Consider the following 16,072-nt stretch of genomic DNA (forward strand, 5'->3'; position numbering starts at 1 on the left):
AGACTTCTGTCGGCCCGGTCATCAGGGGAGCAGTGCGTGCTGCCACAAGACCTGCAGTGCCCAGAGCGGCCCACGGTTCTCCACGTCTCCCGCCCCGTCGACGGCGGGGTCGCCCGGGTCGTCACCGACCTGGTGCGGTGCCATGCGGCGGCGGGCGTACGGTCCGTGGTCGCCGCACCGCCCGGCGGGACGCTGCACCGCGACGCCGCCGCGGCGGGCGCCGAGGTGATCCCCTGGCCGGCCCGCCGCTCCCCCGGCCCGGCGCTCGCCGCCGAGACCGCCCGGCTGGCCCGGCTGATCCGCCGGGTCGGCCCGGACCTCGTCCACACCCACAGCGCCAAGGCCGGGCTCGCCGGCCGGCTGGCCGTCCGGGGCCGCATCCCGACGGTCCATCAGCCGCACGCCTGGTCCTTCGAGGCGGTCCGCGGGACGCCGGCGCGGCCGGCGCTCGGCTGGGAGCGGTACGCCGCGCGCTGGGCGGACCGGGTGCTGTGCGTGAGCGAGGCGGAGCGGCTGCGGGGATCCGAAGCGGGGGTGCCGGGGCGGTGGGCGGTGATCCGCAACGGGGTGGACCTGGACCGCTATGCGCCCGCGTACCGCGAGGAGGCGGTGCGGCGGGCGCTCCGCCGCGACCTGCCCGCACTCGGCGATCTGCCGCCGGACGCGCCCCTGGTGGTGTGCGTGGGGCGGCTGTGCCCGCAAAAGGGGCAGCTGTCGCTGTTGCGGGCGTGGCCCGCGGTCGGCGCGGCCGTCCCCGGTGCCCGGCTGGTCCTGGTCGGCGACGGCCCGGACCGGGAACTGCTGCACGCCGCCGCGCCGCCCGGAGTGCGGTTCGCGGGCGCGGCACGGGACGCCGTCCCCTGGTACCGGGCGGCGGATCTGGTCGTCCTCCCGTCGCGCTGGGAAGGCATGGCGCTGGCCCCTCTGGAGGCAATGGCCTGCGGCCGCCCCGTGGTGGTCACCGACGTCGGCGGGGCCAGGGAGAGCCTGCCGCCCGGCGCCGCCCCGCACGCTCTGGTCCCGCCCACGGACCCGGCCGCCCTGGCACAGGCCGTCATCGGTCTGCTGACCCGCCCCCGGCTGCGCGCGACGCTGGGCCGGCGGGGGCTGGAGCACATGCGCGCGGCGTACGACGTACGGCACACCGCGGCCGCCGTCCTCGGGCTGTACCGCGAACTGCTCGGCGCGGCGTGCCCGGAGAGCAGGGAGCGGATCAGCCGATGACGACGGAGAGCGCGGACGCGCCGCATTCCGCCCGGGCCCTTCCCCCGTCGGCGCTCCCCCGGCCGACGGCCGCCGCCCTCCATCCGCCCCGCGGGCCCGGCCGGGAGACCCTGCCCCCGCCCCGGCCCGGCCGCGGCGTACGGCGGCGGACCGTCGCCCCGCTGATGGCCGCCGACTGCCTGGCCACGACGGGCGCCGCGCTGTTCGTCCTCGGCACCGGGACGACGCCCGCGGCACCGGCCGCCGTGGTGCTGGGCCTGTTGCTGCTCCACTTCCAGGCCGGCCTCTACCGTCCCGGCCCCGCCCCGAGCGTGCTGGACGACCTGCCCGCGCTGCTGGGCCGGTCCGCCGTCTGCTGGTGCGCGGTGGCCGCGGTGCTCGCCGCCCTCGATCCCGGGCGGGCGCTGCCGCCGGCCGTCCTGGGCGGCGCGGTGGCGGCGCACACCCTGCTGGTCTGCGGCGGCCGGGCCACGGTCCACCGGGCGCGCCGCAACGCCCACCGCCGCGGACCGCGCGCCACCCTGATCGTCGGCAGCGACCCGGCCGCCGGGCGGCTGGCCGCCGTGCTGCACGCCCACCCCGAGTACGGCATGCGCCCGGTCGGCGTGGTCACTCCCACGTCGCCGCCGCCCGGCGGGCCCGAAGCGCCCCCGGCCCGCGGAGGACCGGCGCTGCCCCGGCTCACCTCCGCGCAGGACATCACCCGGGCCGTCATCCAGAACACCGTGCGGGACGCGGTCTTCACCCAGCCGCCGTACGGCGATCCGCACACCGCCGCGCTGCTGCGCCGCTTCATCGACCAGGGCTCGGCGATCTGGCTGGCCGGTCCGGCGGCCGCCCGCGAGGGCCGCGCGCCGTACGCGGACACCGACCGGGTGGGGGGCTTCGCCTGCCGGCGGCTGGACACCTCTCCGCCGCGGCACGGCGGCCGGGCCAAGCGGGCGCTGGACCTCGCGCTGGCCGGCCCGGCGCTGGTGCTCGCGGCCCCGCTGCTGCTGGGCTGTGCGCTCGCGGTGCGGCTCGCCGACGGGCCCGGCGTGCTCTTCCGCCAGGAACGTATCGGCCGCGGCGGGCGCACCTTCACCCTGCTGAAGTTCCGGACCCTGCGGCCGTGCGACGCGCGGGAGGCGGAGACGCGGTGGAGCGTGGCGGACGACGACCGGATGAGCCGGGCCGGCCGGCTGCTGCGGCGCACCGCGCTGGACGAGCTGCCCCAGCTGTGGAACGTGCTGCGCGGCGAGATGAGCCTGGTCGGGCCGCGCCCGGAACGCCCCTTCTTCGTCCAGCAGTTCACCCGGGCCTACCCGGAGTACGGCGCCCGGCACCGGATGCCGCCGGGCATCACCGGACTCGCGCAGGTGCACGGGCTGCGCGGCGACACCTCCATCGAGGACCGGGCCCGCTTCGACAACCTCTACATCGACAGCTGGTCACTGGGGCAGGACGTCCGGATCCTGCTGCGCACCGCGGCCTCGCTGGTGCGGCGGGAGGGCGGATGAGCGCGGGCGCACCGGCGTCCGCGCCGGCCCGGCCGTGGCCCACGGCCGCCCGCCTGCGGGCGTCGGCGGCGTACTGGGCACCGCTGCTCCCGGCGCAGGCGACCGTACTGCTGCTGTGCGCACCGGCCGACGCCGGCACGGTCACGGCGTGGGGCACGGTCGCCCCGGCCGACGCGGCCTCCGCCGTGCTCGTGGTCTGCTGCGGACTCCGGCTGCTGCGGCATCGTGCCCGGCCGCTGAGCCGCACCGCCGCGCTCGTCCTGGGCGCGCCCGTGGTGGGGGCGGCCCTGGCGACCGTCGCCTCCGGCGACCCGGCCGCGAGCCTGCCGGGCCTCGTCCGCCATCTGCAGATCTTCGTGCTGGTGCCGGCCGCGCTGCTGCTGACGCTGCGCGACGCCCGGGACTTCCGGGTGATGGCCGGGTCGCTGGTGCTGCTCGCCCTGGTGCAGGGCGGACTAGGCGTCCGTCAGTATCTGACCGCGACCGGTGCCTCTTATATGGGGCACGGCATCCGGGCGGTCGGGACCTTCGGGCCGCTGGACGTCATGGGGATGGCCACGGTCGTCGGATGCGGGCTGACGGCCGCGCTGGCACTGGGCCTGGCGCCGGCCCCGAACGCGCCGGGTCTGCTGCGGCAGGCGGCCCTCGGCGGCGCGGCGGCGCTGGTGGTTCCGCTGGCCTGGTCGTTCAGCCGGGGTGCCTGGATCGCCACCGCGGTGGCCGTCGGCGTGGTGCTGTCGGCGGCCGGGGCGCGGGTGGCGGCCGGGGCGCTGACGGTGCTGGTGGCACTGGCGGTGGTGCTGGTGGGCGGGGCCGGGGTCGGCTCGGCCGTCCTCGGCGAGCGGCTGGCGAGCATCACCGCGGTCGCCGACGCCCCGGACCGGTCGGTCACCGACCGGTACGCCCTGTGGGCCGCCGCGGCCGGTATGTGGCGCGACCACCCGCTGACCGGCGTCGGCCCCAAGCAGTTCCCCGCCCACCGCGACGGGCACGCCCCGCTCGGCCTGTCCTCGGGCGGCGACACCGCGGGCGCCGGAGTCCCCTTCCGCCGCGAGCCGTTGCTCTCCCCGCACAACGTCTACCTGCTGGCCCTCGCCGAACAGGGCCTGATCGGCGCGACCGCACTGGTGGGCAGCTGGGCGGCACTGCTGGTGTGCGGCCTGCGGCGGTTGTGGCGGGTCCGCCGGGGGGCGGTGACGGGGTGGTGCGGGGGTGGGGAGGGCCGTGGCCGGGTGGACTGTGGGCTGGTCGCGGTCGGGCTGCTGGTCTGGCAGGCCGTCGATTTCCTCTCGTCCGACATCGGCGGCCCCTCGACGGTGCTGACCGCGGTGCTGCTGGGGCTGGTCGGCTGGTGGGCGCTGGAGCCCGGTGCGGTACGGGAGCCCGAGAGCGGCCGGGCGCCGGCGCGGTGCGGGGCATGAGGGCGCGGGGCGCGGGGGCGTTGCCGGATCAGGACCCCGCCGCCGTACGCCGAGAATGCGCGCCCGACTGCCCCGGCCGGCCCGGCACCCCCGCCCCGCCCGGCCGCTTCCTGGCCCGTGCCGCCGCGGTCACCGCGCTGCTGACCGCCGCCGGTTCGCTGTGCGGCCTGCTGCGCGACCAGATGCTCGCGCAGCTCTTCGGCGCGGGTCGCGACACCGATGCGTTCCTGGTCGCCTGGACGGTGCCCGAGACGGCGGCCACGCTGCTCATCGAGGACGCCATGGCACTGCTGCTGATCCCGGCGTTCGGCCACGCACTGGCCGCGCGGGCGGCGGCGGCCGACGAGGCCCGCACATGGCCGGCCGACGACGCCCGGGCGTGGCCCGCCGACGCCCGCGACCCCGTCCGGACCCTGCTGGCCGCCACCCTCCCGCGGCTGCTCGGCGCGCTCGCCTGCGGCTCCGCCCTCCTCGCGCTCGGCGCCCCGGTGGTCGTCCGGCTGCTGGCTCCCGGACTCCCCGACCCCGCCCCGGCCGTGGCCTGCACCCGGCTGACCGCGCTGACCGTCCTCACCTTCGGCACCGCCGGCTACCTCGGCGCGGCCCTGCGCGCCCACCGCAGCTTCGCCGCCCCCGCCGCGATCTACGTGGCGTACAACGCCGGCATCCTCGGGACCACGCTGGCGCTGCACTCCGCGTGGGGCGTGCGGGCGGCCGCGGCAGGGGTCGCGTTCGGCGGCGTGCTGATGGTGCTCGTACAGCTTCCGGCGTGCGTACGGCAGTTGCCCCTGCACGTACGACAGCTGCCGACCGGTGTACGGCAGCTTCCGGGGCACGTATGGCAGTTGCCGGGGTGCGTACGGCGGTTGCCAGGGCGCGACGGACGACTCCGGCGCGCCATCCGCCCCCGGACCTCCCGCCCCCCGCTCCTCGGCCTCGGCCTGCTCGCCCCCGTCGTCTGCTTCACGCTGAGCCGGCAGTCCCAGGTGCTGGTCGAGCGGTTCCTGGGCTCCTCGTTGCCGGCCGGCGCCCTGTCGCATCTGAACTACGCGCAGAAGGTCGCCCAGTTGCCGATGGTGCTCTCGCTGATGCTCTGCACCGTCACCTTCCCCGTGGTGGCCCGCGCGGTCGCCGACGGGGAGACGGCGCGGGCCGGGCGCCGGGTGGAGCGGGATCTGACGCTGGCCGGGCTGGTGGTGCTGCTGGGCGGCGCGTATGTGGGCGCCTGTGCGCCGCAGATCGTCGCCCTCCTCTTCCAGCGCGGGGCGTTCACCGCGGCGGACACCGCGGCCACCGCGTCCGTGCTGCGGGTGTACGCCTTGGGGCTGTTCGGCCACAGCCTGGTCGGTGCGCTCATCCGGCCGTTCTTCGCCGCCGCCCGGCCCACCTGGTACCCGGCCGCCGCGATGGCCGGCGGACTGCTGATCACCGTCGTGGCCGGGGCGTACGCGGTCCGGTGGTGGGGCGCCCACGGCATCGTGGCCGCCAACGCGGCCGGCATCACGGTCACCGCACTGCTGTTGCTGCACGGCCTCGGCGCCCGGGTCCCGGCCCTGGACCTTCGCAGGGTCGCCGCCGGGCTCGGGCGGCTGGTGCTCGCCGCCGCCGTGGCCGGGGCGGTCGGCGGCCCGCTCGCGGCGACGGTTGCCGCGCCCCTGCCCGGCGCGGCGGCCGGTGCGCTGCTGGTACCCGCCGTCTTCGCCGGCACCGCCCTCGCCGTCCGGGCCCCCGAGGCCCGGCAGTTGCTCCTCGCCGTCCGGGCCTTCGAGGTCCGGCGGCTGCTCCTCGCCGTCAAAGGAAAGCTGGCCCATGTCCGTTGATCCGGCGCCCCGCCGCGCCGTTGCACCCGTGCCCGCCGCCCGCCGTGCCCGCCACGGCCGCGGCGCCCCGCCCTGGGTGCTGACGTACCACTCGGTCACCGAGGTCACGAGGGTCACCGGGCCCACCAGGGCCACCGAGGACCCGTACCGCATCACCGTCTCCCCTGACCGGCTGGACCGCCAGCTGCGCTGGCTGCGGGAGCGCGGGCTGCGCGGCGTCGGCGTCGGCGAACTGCTCCGCGCCCGCGCCGCCGGGCGGGACGCCGGCCTGGTCGGGCTGACCTTCGACGACGGCTACGCCGACTTCCTGACCGGCGCGCTGCCGCTGCTGCGCCGCCACGACTGCACCGCCACGGTGTTCGTGCTGCCCGGCAGACCCGGTGGTGACAACGCCTGGGACCCGCTGGGCCCCCGTAAGCCGCTGCTGACCGAGGCCGGCATCCGCGCCGTCGCGGACGCCGGTATGGAGGTCGGCTCCCACGGGCTGCTGCACCGGGACCTGACCACCGCCGACGACACCGCCCTGGAGCGGGAGTCCGCGGCCAGCCGGCGGCTGCTCGCCGAGCTGACCGGACGGGCCCCGGAGGGCTTCTGCTATCCGTACGGTGCCGTCGATGTCCGTGCGGTCGCGGCGGTGCGCGCGGCCGGTTACGGCTACGCCTGCGCCCTCGACCCCGGCCCGCTGACCGGCCGTCACGCCCTGCCACGGGTCCACATCGGCGCCGCTGACACCTGTTGGCGACTGCACCTCAAGCGCGCCCTGCACCCGCTGCGCCGCCGGGCGCTGCCCCTCGAAGAGACCACCCCCGCCGCGACCCCAGGAGGCATCCGGTGAAGGTACTGCACGTCATTACGGGCCTCGACGTGGGCGGCGCCGAGCAGCAGCTGCGGTTGCTGCTGCGCCGGCTGCCCGCCCACTGCGAGGTCGTCACCCTGACCCGTCCGGGCCCGGTCGCCGCGGGCATCGAGGCCGACGGCACCCCCGTCACCCACCTCGGCATGACCGGCAACCGGGACCTGACCGCCCTCCCCCGCCTCGCCGGGCTGATCCGCGGCGGCGGCTACGACCTGGTGCACACCCATCTCTACCGGGCGTGCGTCTACGGCCGGATCGCCGCCCGGATGGCCGGCGTACGGGCCGTGGTGGCCACCGAACACTCGCTGGGCGACGCGGTCATCGAGGGACGCCGGCTGACCCGTGGCGTCCGCACGCTCTACCGGGCCACCGAACGCCTGGGGACGGCGACGGTCGCCGTCTCGGACACCGTCGCCGCCCGGCTGCGCCGCTGGGGCGTACCGGAACAGCGGATCCATGTGGTGCCCAACGGCATCGAGGCGCACCGTTTTGCCTTCGACCCGGCCGCCCGCGCCCTGGTCCGCACCCGGCTGGGGCTGCCGCTGGACGCGTTCGTGGTCGGTGGCGTCGGCCGCCTGGTGCCCGGCAAGCGGTTCGACGTCCTGGTCCGGGCGGTGACCCAGCTTCCGGGCGTGCACCTGCTGTTGGCGGGTGCGGGCCCGGAGCGGGAGAAGCTCCGTCGGATGGCGGAGCAGTTCGGCTCGGGCGACCGGATCCATCTGCTGGGCGAACGCGACGGGGCGGTCGACGCCGTGTTCGACGGGCGGGGGTCCGGTGCGTGGCGAGCCGGCCGGACGGAAGTCGACGGGCAGGGAAGCGTCGGACGGGAAGCGGACGGGCGGGCAGCCGACGGCCCCGATATCCCCGGTCTGCTCTCGGCCATCGACGTCTTCGTCTCGCCCTCTCCGGACGAGGCGTTCGGGCTGGCCGTCCTGGAGGCGCTCGGGTCCGGGCTCCATGTGCTCTACGGGAGCTGCCCGGCGGTCGACGAACTGCCCGCCGAGCAGGCTCCCGGCGCCCGCCACTTCAGCCTCGGCGTCCATGAACTCGCCACCGCGCTCAGGGAGCTGCGTCGTCACGGACCGGGCCGGCTGCCGGTCCCGCCGGTCGTGCGGCGCTATGACATCGGCCGCAGCGCCGAGGCCCTGATGTCCGTCTACGAGCAGGCGGTGGCCGTCGCCCCGGTACTGCGCCGGAGCCCCGTGGCGGCGCCCCCGCAGCAGGGCCGGGCGCCCGTGCTCCCCGCCACGGCAGTCTCGCTGCCGGATCCGTCCCGGTCGCCCGACCCGTCCCCGCTCTCGAACAGGTAGGCACCGCCATGGCCAGGACCGCGCGGGACGCGACGGAAGAAGAGACGGACGGAGAGACCGAAGACGAAGCGAAGCCCGCGTCGAAGTCCGAGTGGAAGCAGGGGTCACCGCGCGGATCGAAGCCCGGGTCGGAGCGAGAAGCGGAGGCGGCCGCGGTGGGCTCGGGGGCGGCACGGGCCCGGGGAGCGGCTGCCGGACCCGCGCCCGCCATGCGGTGGGCGGGCGGACTGCGGGCCCGATGGCGCCGGCTGCCCCGCTGGTGGCCGTTGCCGCTGTGCGCCCTGCTCGGGGCGGCCGGCGGCGCCGGATGGGGGCTGCTGCAGCCGCCGGAGTACGCCGCGACCGGTTACGTCCTGGTGGTCCCCGCCAAGGGGTCCGACCCGGCCTCCGCGCTCGGCTTCGCGCAGGCCTACGGCCGGGTCGCGACGAGCGGGGCGGTGCTCGCGGCCGCGCACCGGGCCTCGCACGTACCGCTCGGTGTGCTGCGCGGCGGGATCCGCACGACGACCTCGCCGGACGCCCCGATGATCGAGATCACCGGCACCGCACGGTCCGCACGGGCCTCGGCGGACCTCGCCAATGCGGTGGCCCGCTCGCTGACCAGGACCGGAAACGAGGCCGGCGACCGCACCGGCGCCAGGCTCCTGGTCTTCTCCCCCGCCTCGCCCCCGGCCGCCCCGGCATCGCCGTCCGCACCGCTGGCCACCGGGGTGGGGGCCTGCGCGGGCGGCCTGCTGGGCGGTCTGCTGCTGCTCGTACGGCCGGCACGGGAGCGGCAGCGGGCGGGGCACACGGCGGTAGTGCCCGCCCCGGCCACGGACTCGGTCGCCTCGGGGGCCGTACCGGCGGCCGAGGACTCCGGGCGATGACGGCCCGGCGGACCTCGCACGAGGCGCCGTCGACGGTGCCGGCCCCGGGGCGCCGACCGGCCCGCCCGGAGGCCGCCGGAGCCACTGGAAACACCACGGACTCCGAATCCACCACACCCGCCCTCCTGTCAACCACGCTGTGCCGCGCCCCCGGTCAGTTCGCCGCCCTGGCCGCCGACTGGCGGGCGCTGCACCGCGGTTGCCGGGCGGCCACCCCGTTCCAGAGCCACTCCTGGCTGTACTCGTGGTGGCTGTCGTACGGGACGCCGGGGCGGCTGCGCATCGTGCTGGTGCGCCGGGCGGGGCGGCTGGTGGCGGCGGCACCGCTGATGCTGGCGTACCGCCCGCTGCCGGTGCTGGTGCCGCTCGGCGGCCCCCTCTCGGACTTCTGTGACGTCCTCCTGGACGACTCCTGTGCCGGTCCGGCGGCCGAGGCGCTCGCCGCCGGGCTGTACCGGGCGGCCCGCGGCGCCCTCGTGGATCTGCGCGAGGTGCGGCCCGGCGCGGCCGCCGAACGGCTGTACGCGGCCTGGCCCGGGCCGCGCCGCCGGCGCGACGACTCGGTCTGCCTGGAGCTGCCCGGCGTGCCGATGGACGGCCTGCTGGGCCGGCTGGCCGGCGACCGCGCCCGCCGGGTCCGCGCCAAGCTGCGCAAGCTCGACGCGCTGGGCATCGAGGAACGCTCCGTACCGGCCGGGGAAGTGCCCGTCGCGATCCACCGCATGCTGCATCTGCACCGGCTGCAGTGGCAGGGCCGGGGCGTGACCCCGGAGCATCTGCGGCCGCGGTTCGCCGCACATCTGGTGCGCGCCACCCGGGAGATGGTCGGCAGCGGTGAGGCGGTGCTCACCGAGTACCGGATGGCCGGCCGGGTGATGGCCGCCGACCTCCTGCTGATGTCCGCCGATCTGGCTGGCGGCTATCTCTACGGCGCCGACCCCGAACTGCGCGAACGGAAGGCGGACATCACCACCATGCTGATGCGCCACGACGCCCGCCGTACCGCAGGCACCGGCCGCCGCGCACTCAGCCTGCTGCGCGGCACCGAGCCGTACAAACAGCACTGGCGCCCAGTGCCGGTGACCAACCAGCGGCTGCTGCTGTCCCGTCGCGCACTGGCGCCCGCGCTGCGGCTGTACGCGGCGCAGGTGGCCGGCCGGGCGCTGGCCGCCGGCCTGGCCCGCGAACGGCCGGCCCCGCTGCGCGGGCTGCGGGCACGACTGCGCACCCGGCGGGCGAAGGGGGCGGCCGGCCCATGACCGTCCGGTGGTGCACGGGCCCGCGGCGGCCCGCCGCGCCGGACTCAGGGCGACGGGGCGGACGCCGGGACCAGGGGCGGAACCGGGACCGGAGTGGCTACCGGGACCGGAGTGGCTACCGGGCCCGGGGCGGCTGTCGGCCCCGGGGTATGGGCCGGCCCCGGGACGGGCGCGGGCACGCCGGACAGCGCCGCGCGGAAGGCCAGCGTGGCGCGCGGATTCGCCCGGCACTGCCACACTCCGTGGGGGCAGTAGTCGGTGATCGTCTGGTAGAGCGGCCGGTGCTCGGCGATCCAGGCCAGCATGCGCACGACGAACGCGGCATTGTCGCCGTTGCGGAACAACCCCCATTCCGGGTACGAGATCTGCTTTTTGTGCACGGCCGCGAAATCCACCTGGGCCTGCAGACCGTACGGCTGGTGGATCATCGCGTCGAAGGTCTCCCCGGCCGGCTGGTCGTAGGAGTCCATGCCGATGACGTCCACTGCACCGTCGCCCGGATAGCACGCGGTCCAGCCGATCGCGTCCACCCCGCGGGAGGGCGCGAAATCGAAGCGGAACCGCGCTCCGGGCACCGCGCGCATCGCGGTGACGATCCGGTTCCAGTACGCCTTCCACGCCTCGGGATCGGGCGCGCAGCGATGGGTGTAGGTGATCCCGTTCATCTCCCAGCCGAGGACGATCACGGTGTCCGGCACCCCCGCGTCGACCAGATGCCGGGCCAGCGTGCGGAAGTGCCCGTCGAACCGGCCGGCCGCGGCCCGGTGCAGCAGCCGGCGCACCTCCGCGTCCGGCAGCCGCGCCTCGTTGCGCTCCATCATCGGCACGTTCAGCACGAGCATCCGGTCCGCCGCGGCACGCCGCCACGCGGCCCACGGCTGCAGGAACTCCGGCTGCCCCTCGATGTCCGGCCAGCGGCCGCCGGGCAGATAGGTGTGGCCGACCCGGACGTCCGTCCCCCCGAGCCAGCGCTGCAGTGCGCCCAGCCGCCGTACGCCCTCCGCGCCGGACCCCAGGAAGGCGCCCAGCGGAGGCGGAGCGGCCGGCGCCTCGGCGGCGGGTCGCGGTCCTGGGTGCCGCGCCTGTCCCGTACCGCCGGTGCGGTCGGTCGCGGAGACGAAGTGGCCGGCCGCGAGCAGACACACCGCGAGTGCCCCGATCGCGGTGCCCGCCAGTCGCCGGCTTCGCAGCGCCATCCTGACTCCTTGGGGGACGCCCGCGGTCCGGCGCGCTGATCCTTGACGGTCCTCAGGGAATAACCCGTACGGGCCGCCCGGACGCATTCCGATAGCCCATTAGCGAATTCCGTCCCCCACACGGTCCTAAGAAGTGAAGGGCTCCGCGCACCGTCCTCGTTCGACACCGGTGTGCCCGTAGTGCTGCTCCGGCTCGTTATCCGTCCCTTTCCCCACGGCGACCCGGACCGCACCCACGGCACCCCCGCCCCGCACCGACAGAAAGCGCAGGGAGATTCCATGTACGACCTCGTGGTGGTGGGCGCCGGCCCCTACGGACTCTCGATCGCCGCACACGCGGCGGCGGCCGGACTGCGGCTGCGGGTCCTGGGCCGGCCGATGGCCACTTGGCGCGACCACATGCCCGACGGCATGTTCCTCAAGTCCGAGCCCTGGTCCTCCCATCTCTCCGCCCCGGACGGCGGCCACACCCTGGCCGACTACTGCGCCGCCCACGACCTGACCGCCGAGCACGGCGTCCCGCTGCCCCTCGACACCTTCACCGCGTACGGCAGATGGTTCGGCGAACGGGCGGTGCCGCAGGTCGAGGAGGTCGGCGTCACCGCCGTACGCCCGGACGGCGCCGGCTTCCACGTCGATACGGACACCGGTGAGCGGATCGCGGCCCGGACCGTCGCGCTCGCGGTCGGCGTGATGCCGTTCGTCAACCGCCCCTGGCCGCTGCTCGAACTGCCCCCGCACCTCGCCTCGCACAGCAGCGACCACCGCGATCTGAGCCACTTCTCCGGCCGGAACGTCACCGTGATCGGCTCCGGCCAGGCCGCGCTGGAGACCGCGACCCTGCTCGCCGAACAGGGCGCCCGGCCCCGCATCGTGGCCCGCGCCGACCGGCTGCACTGGAACCCCCCGCCACAGCCGTCGGCGCGCGGCCGGCTGCGCGCGCTGCACGACCCGTACTCCGGGCTCGGCACCGGCTGGCCGAACTGGCTGTGGGCGAAGGCTCCCTGGGCGGTGCGCCGGCTGCCCTCGGCGACCCGGGTACGCATCACCGAGACCGCGCTGGGCCCAGCCGGCGCCTGGTGGCTGCGGGAGCGCTTCGAGCAGGCGGGGCCGGTCCTGCTGAACCACCGGGTCCGGGCGGCGGCCCCGCAGGGCGACGGGGTGCGGCTCCACCTCACCCATACGGACGGCCGCACGGACACCCTGGACACCGAGCACGTGGTGGCGGCCACCGGATACCTCCCCGACCTCGGGCGGCTGCGGCTGCTCGCCCCCCACGTGCGCACCACCCTGCGGACGGTGGGCGCGAGCCGGGCGCCGGAACTGAGCTCCGGCTTCGAATCGTCCTGGCCCGGCCTGTTCTTCGCGGGGCTGCTGACCGCCCCGTCGTTCGGCCCGTCGATGCGCTTCGTCTACGGCGCGGACTTCACCGCGCCCCGGCTCCTGCGCGGCGTCCAGCGCCGGCTCGGCGACCGGCGCGGCGCCACCACCATCCCCCGCCCGGCGAGGGACAGCGCACCGGCCGCGCACACCACGTAGGACGCGGGCGTCCGATGCCGCAGGGGTCGTCCGGCACCGGCCGGGCGGCCCCTGTGCCGCTCACTGGCAGCGGTCGACGGCCTCGATCGTGCGGGCCGCCTCGCCCAGTGCCGCGCGCAGCACGGCCGGGTCGGTGGCGGCGGCGCCCGCACCCTCCGGGGGCACCAGCCAGCCGGTGCCGGTAACCGGCGGCTCCGCCGCGGTCCCTTCCCCGCACGGCGCATCACCGCACAGCGCACCCAGCGCGATACCGCGCCCGGAGGTCTGGGTACACGCGCTGCCCGGTACGTCCCAGCCCGCGGCGGTGCCGGCGGGCACCAGGAACCCGAGGGTGTCGCAGGCGCCGTCGTGCAGCACCGGGCCGACGTCGTCCCGCAGCCGGAGGATGTCGACGGCTTCCAGTCCCTGCCGGGCGGGCACCGTCACGAGGTCGCACGACTGCGCCGGTACGGCCGGTGCCCCGTCTGCGACGGCCTGGCCCGCGGACCCGTTGCCGCCCCTGCTCACGCCGGTCTCCCACACGGAGAACCCCTCCTCCTGCACGCACCAGACCCTTTACACCGACTTCAACGGTCAGGCGTGTCAACAGCTACGGCGGCGTAACGCTGCAAAGGATGGCAGTTCATGGCAGATCGTGCGCGAGATATCCGATTTGTGGCAAAACTCTGCGTATCAAAGCCATCACGGTCGGTACGGTCATCCCGCCGCACCGCCAGGAGGCGGCATCGCCATCCGATGGCACGGAGAGGGCACGGAGAGGGTCCGCCATGGCGTCGCCAGCAGCAAGTTCAGCGTCGTCCCGCACCGTACCCGCCCGCCCGAACCTCGCTTTCCGACAGCTGCGCGGCCGGCTGTCACCGGGCGAGTTCGCGGCGGCGGTCCGACGGTCCGCCCGTGAGATCGGTGAGCAGGTCTCGTGCGACGCCCGCTACGTGGGGCGCGTCGAGTCCGGGGAGATCCGGTGTCCGAACTACGCCTATGAGCGGGTGTTCCGGCACATGTTCCCCGGGCTGACGCTGCCCGACATGGGCTTCGCGCCGCGCGAGGCGGTACGCGGACGGGGGGCGCGTACGGCGGCGGTCAGCGCCGCGCCCCTGGCAACCGACCCCGACCACCGCGATACCCGTATCCAGATCTTCGAGGAGAGCGACGTGCTGCGTCGCGCGTTCATCACCGGCGGCCCGGCAGCAGCCCTGGGCTTCGCCGCCCTGCATCCCATCGAGGCCGCTGCCGCCGCCGCGGCCGCCCCTGTGCCGGGGCCCCGCACCGCGGCCGGCCACCGCGCCGGCACCGCCGAGGCCACCGCCGTCGAGGAGGCGGTCCGTCAGATCCGGCTGCTGGACGACCGGCACGGCGCGGAGGGCATCTACCGCCGCGCCACCCAGCCGTTGCGCGCCGCCTACGAGCTGCTGGACGCGGGCGTCCAGCGCAGATCGGTCTCCGACCGGCTGCACGCGGGGGCGGGTGAACTCGCCATCACCGTCGGCTGGTTGGCGCACGACTCGGGCCGCTTCGGCGACGCCAGATCACACTATGCGGAGGCGCTGGCCACCGCCCGAGTCTGCGGCGATGCCGCCCTGGAAGCCCACGCCTTCTGCAATACGGCCTTCCTCGCCCGCGACGCCGGCCGGCCGCGCGAGGCGGTGCGCGCCGCGCAGGCCGCGCAGCAGGCCGCCAAGCATCTGGCCTCGCCGCGGCTGCTGTCGCTGCTGGCACTGCGCGAGGCGGGCGGCTGGGCCGGACTGGCGGACCGCTCCGGCTGCGAGCAGGCGCTGGCGCGGGCGGAGCGGCTGTTCGCGGGCGGGCCGCGGGACGGCGACCCGGAGTGGATGACGTTCTACGGCGAGGCCGAACTGGCGGGCCTGGAGGCGCAGTGCTGGTCGGCTTTGGGCGAGGCGGGGCGCGCGGCGGAGCACGCGCGCCGGGCGGTGGCACTGCAGGACCCCCACTTCACCCGCAATATCGCCCTGTTCACCGCGGAACTCGCGGACGATCTCGCGAACAGCGGTGCCCCCGAGGAGGCCGCCGCGGCCGGGGTCCGGGTGCTGACACTGCTGGCCCGGGTCCGTTCGGCCCGCATCCGTACGATGCTCGACGGCACGGCCCGGACGCTGCACGCCCATCGCGGCTGCGGCGCGGTCGCCGACTTCCTGGAACGCCACGCGGCCTCGGCCGCCTCCGAGGAGGAGGGCGCGCCGACTCCGGGCACCGCCCCCTAGACGGGGCCCGCTTGTTCTCGGGCCCACGGGGCCCCTCAGCCGAGGTGCCCCGTGTCGTTCCAGCGCTCGATGGCCGGTTCGCCGTAGGCCCAGCCGAGGACCGAGAGGGAAGTGGGCTCCAGCCGGATACGGGCGGCGAAGGAGATGTCCAGGCCGAGCCAGCGGGCGCCCAGGGAGCGCAGGATGTGGCCGTGCGCGAAGACCAGCACATCGCGGTCGGCCGACCGCGCCCAGTCGACGACCTCGTCGGCCCGCGCGGCGACCTCGGCGAGCGTCTCGCCCTCCGGCACGCCGTCGCGCCAGATGAGCCAGTCCGGCCGCCCCGACTTGATCTCGGCCGGCGTCAGGCCCTCGTACGCGCCGTAGTGGAACTCCATCAACGCGTCCCACTGCTGGGCCCGGTCGCCGAATCCGGCCAGCTCACAGGTCTCCTTGGCACGGACCAGGGGGCTGGTGCGGACCTCGACGCCCGGCAGGCCGTCCCACGGAGCGCGGTGCAGCCGCTCGCCCAGCAGCTTGGCGCCGCGCCGGCCCTCGTCCAGCAGCGGGACGTCCGTACGGCCGGTGTGCCTGCCGGACAGGGACCACTCGGTCTGCCCGTGCCTGGCCAGGAATATGCGCGGTGCCATGGTCGTACCTCTCGCCGACTTCTCGGCTGGTCGTTGCTCGGTGCGGGCGGCGTCGACCGCGGGCTTTCCATCATCGCGCATGGGGTCGATTTGTCCCTGACCGGGGAGGCCGCCCCGCCGCCGGCCGGGAGCGTCGCCGGCGCGCGGCGTTGTCGCGGGCCCGGCCCGGGACCGCCCCGCAACCGGCCCGGTCCGTCCCCCAGCCCACGGCCGTACAGCGTACGAGGCACC

Annotated in this window: 13 protein-coding genes; 10 read left to right on the forward strand and 3 right to left on the reverse strand. The window is 76.3% G+C overall.

Annotation, left to right across the window (positions count from 1 at the left end; all coding sequences use genetic code 11):
• Positions 1 to 36: 36 nt before the first annotated feature.
• The 8 genes from Scani_RS30545 to Scani_RS30580 are packed head-to-tail and all read left to right on the forward strand — an operon-like array spanning position 37 to position 10,258.
• Positions 37 to 1,224 (forward strand): glycosyltransferase family 4 protein, encoded by a 1,188-nt coding sequence (locus tag Scani_RS30545; RefSeq protein WP_159481000.1) that lies wholly within the window; start codon positions 37 to 39, stop codon positions 1,222 to 1,224.
• Positions 1,221 to 2,723, forward strand: coding sequence for an exopolysaccharide biosynthesis polyprenyl glycosylphosphotransferase (locus Scani_RS30550; RefSeq protein ID WP_159481001.1), 1,503 nt, complete (start codon positions 1,221 to 1,223; stop codon positions 2,721 to 2,723). The genes Scani_RS30545 and Scani_RS30550 overlap by 4 nt, the downstream gene beginning before the upstream one ends.
• Complete coding sequence (locus Scani_RS30555) at positions 2,720 to 4,144, forward strand: O-antigen ligase family protein (protein WP_159481002.1); 1,425 nt, start codon at positions 2,720 to 2,722, stop codon at positions 4,142 to 4,144. The genes Scani_RS30550 and Scani_RS30555 overlap by 4 nt, the downstream gene beginning before the upstream one ends.
• Positions 4,141 to 5,964, forward strand: a complete 1,824-nt coding sequence (gene murJ / locus Scani_RS30560) for a murein biosynthesis integral membrane protein MurJ (protein ID WP_159481003.1) — start codon at positions 4,141 to 4,143, stop codon at positions 5,962 to 5,964. The genes Scani_RS30555 and murJ overlap by 4 nt, the downstream gene beginning before the upstream one ends.
• Positions 5,954 to 6,799 carry a polysaccharide deacetylase family protein gene (locus Scani_RS30565; RefSeq protein ID WP_159481004.1) on the forward strand — a complete coding sequence of 282 codons (846 nt, stop codon included), beginning with the start codon at positions 5,954 to 5,956 and terminating at the stop codon, positions 6,797 to 6,799. Before murJ ends, Scani_RS30565 begins: the two co-directional genes overlap by 11 nt.
• Entirely contained in the window at positions 6,796 to 8,130 is a 1,335-nt protein-coding gene (locus tag Scani_RS30570) for a glycosyltransferase (protein ID WP_159481005.1), read from the forward strand. The genes Scani_RS30565 and Scani_RS30570 overlap by 4 nt, the downstream gene beginning before the upstream one ends.
• A gap of 8 nt (positions 8,131 to 8,138) precedes the next feature.
• A complete protein-coding gene (locus Scani_RS30575; RefSeq protein WP_159481006.1) occupies positions 8,139 to 8,999 on the forward strand; it encodes a YveK family protein in 861 nt (286 codons plus the stop codon).
• Entirely contained in the window at positions 8,996 to 10,258 is a 1,263-nt protein-coding gene (locus Scani_RS30580; protein ID WP_159481007.1) for a GNAT family N-acetyltransferase, read from the forward strand. The genes Scani_RS30575 and Scani_RS30580 overlap by 4 nt, the downstream gene beginning before the upstream one ends.
• A 44-nt stretch (positions 10,259 to 10,302) precedes the next feature.
• Here Scani_RS30580 and Scani_RS30585 read toward each other — a convergent pair whose 3' ends face one another.
• Positions 10,303 to 11,454 (reverse strand): glycoside hydrolase family 26 protein, encoded by a 1,152-nt coding sequence (locus tag Scani_RS30585; protein ID WP_174872770.1) that lies wholly within the window; start codon positions 11,452 to 11,454, stop codon positions 10,303 to 10,305.
• 279 nt (positions 11,455 to 11,733) lie between these two features.
• On the opposite strand from Scani_RS30585, the gene Scani_RS30590 reads away from it, so the two are divergent.
• Positions 11,734 to 12,993 (forward strand): NAD(P)-binding domain-containing protein, encoded by a 1,260-nt coding sequence (locus tag Scani_RS30590; RefSeq protein ID WP_159481008.1) that lies wholly within the window; start codon positions 11,734 to 11,736, stop codon positions 12,991 to 12,993.
• Positions 12,994 to 13,053: 60 nt separating this feature from the next.
• On the opposite strand, the gene Scani_RS30595 is transcribed toward Scani_RS30590, so the two are convergent.
• Entirely contained in the window at positions 13,054 to 13,515 is a 462-nt protein-coding gene (locus tag Scani_RS30595) for a hypothetical protein (protein WP_174872771.1), read from the reverse strand.
• Positions 13,516 to 13,760: 245 nt separating this feature from the next.
• Between Scani_RS30595 and Scani_RS30600 the strand changes: the two genes are divergently transcribed.
• Positions 13,761 to 15,212, forward strand: coding sequence for an NsdA family TPR-like regulatory protein (locus Scani_RS30600; RefSeq protein ID WP_159481009.1), 1,452 nt, complete (start codon positions 13,761 to 13,763; stop codon positions 15,210 to 15,212).
• A gap of 35 nt (positions 15,213 to 15,247) precedes the next feature.
• Here Scani_RS30600 and Scani_RS30605 read toward each other — a convergent pair whose 3' ends face one another.
• Positions 15,248 to 15,841 (reverse strand): histidine phosphatase family protein, encoded by a 594-nt coding sequence (locus Scani_RS30605; RefSeq protein WP_088797789.1) that lies wholly within the window; start codon positions 15,839 to 15,841, stop codon positions 15,248 to 15,250.
• Positions 15,842 to 16,072 lie beyond the last annotated feature (231 nt).

The organism is Streptomyces caniferus (assembly GCF_009811555.1).
Taxonomy (GTDB): Bacteria; Actinomycetota; Actinomycetes; order Streptomycetales; family Streptomycetaceae; genus Streptomyces; species Streptomyces caniferus.

Bases quoted from the DNA above. Each gene is read 5' to 3' on its own strand.
- Scani_RS30575 (WP_159481006.1), top strand. From the start codon at position 8,139: ATGGCCAGGACCGCGCGGGACGCGACGGAAGAAGAGACGGACGGAGAG.
- Scani_RS30605 (WP_088797789.1), bottom strand. From the start codon at position 15,841: ATGGCACCGCGCATATTCCTGGCCAGGCACGGGCAGACCGAGTGGTCC.
- Scani_RS30565 (WP_159481004.1), top strand. From the start codon at position 5,954: ATGTCCGTTGATCCGGCGCCCCGCCGCGCCGTTGCACCCGTGCCCGCC.
- Scani_RS30550 (WP_159481001.1), top strand. From the start codon at position 1,221: ATGACGACGGAGAGCGCGGACGCGCCGCATTCCGCCCGGGCCCTTCCC.
- Scani_RS30585 (WP_174872770.1), bottom strand. From the start codon at position 11,454: ATGGCGCTGCGAAGCCGGCGACTGGCGGGCACCGCGATCGGGGCACTC.
- Scani_RS30600 (WP_159481009.1), top strand. From the start codon at position 13,761: ATGGCGTCGCCAGCAGCAAGTTCAGCGTCGTCCCGCACCGTACCCGCC.
- Scani_RS30590 (WP_159481008.1), top strand. From the start codon at position 11,734: ATGTACGACCTCGTGGTGGTGGGCGCCGGCCCCTACGGACTCTCGATC.
- Scani_RS30555 (WP_159481002.1), top strand. From the start codon at position 2,720: ATGAGCGCGGGCGCACCGGCGTCCGCGCCGGCCCGGCCGTGGCCCACG.
- Scani_RS30580 (WP_159481007.1), top strand. From the start codon at position 8,996: ATGACGGCCCGGCGGACCTCGCACGAGGCGCCGTCGACGGTGCCGGCC.
- murJ (WP_159481003.1), top strand. From the start codon at position 4,141: ATGAGGGCGCGGGGCGCGGGGGCGTTGCCGGATCAGGACCCCGCCGCC.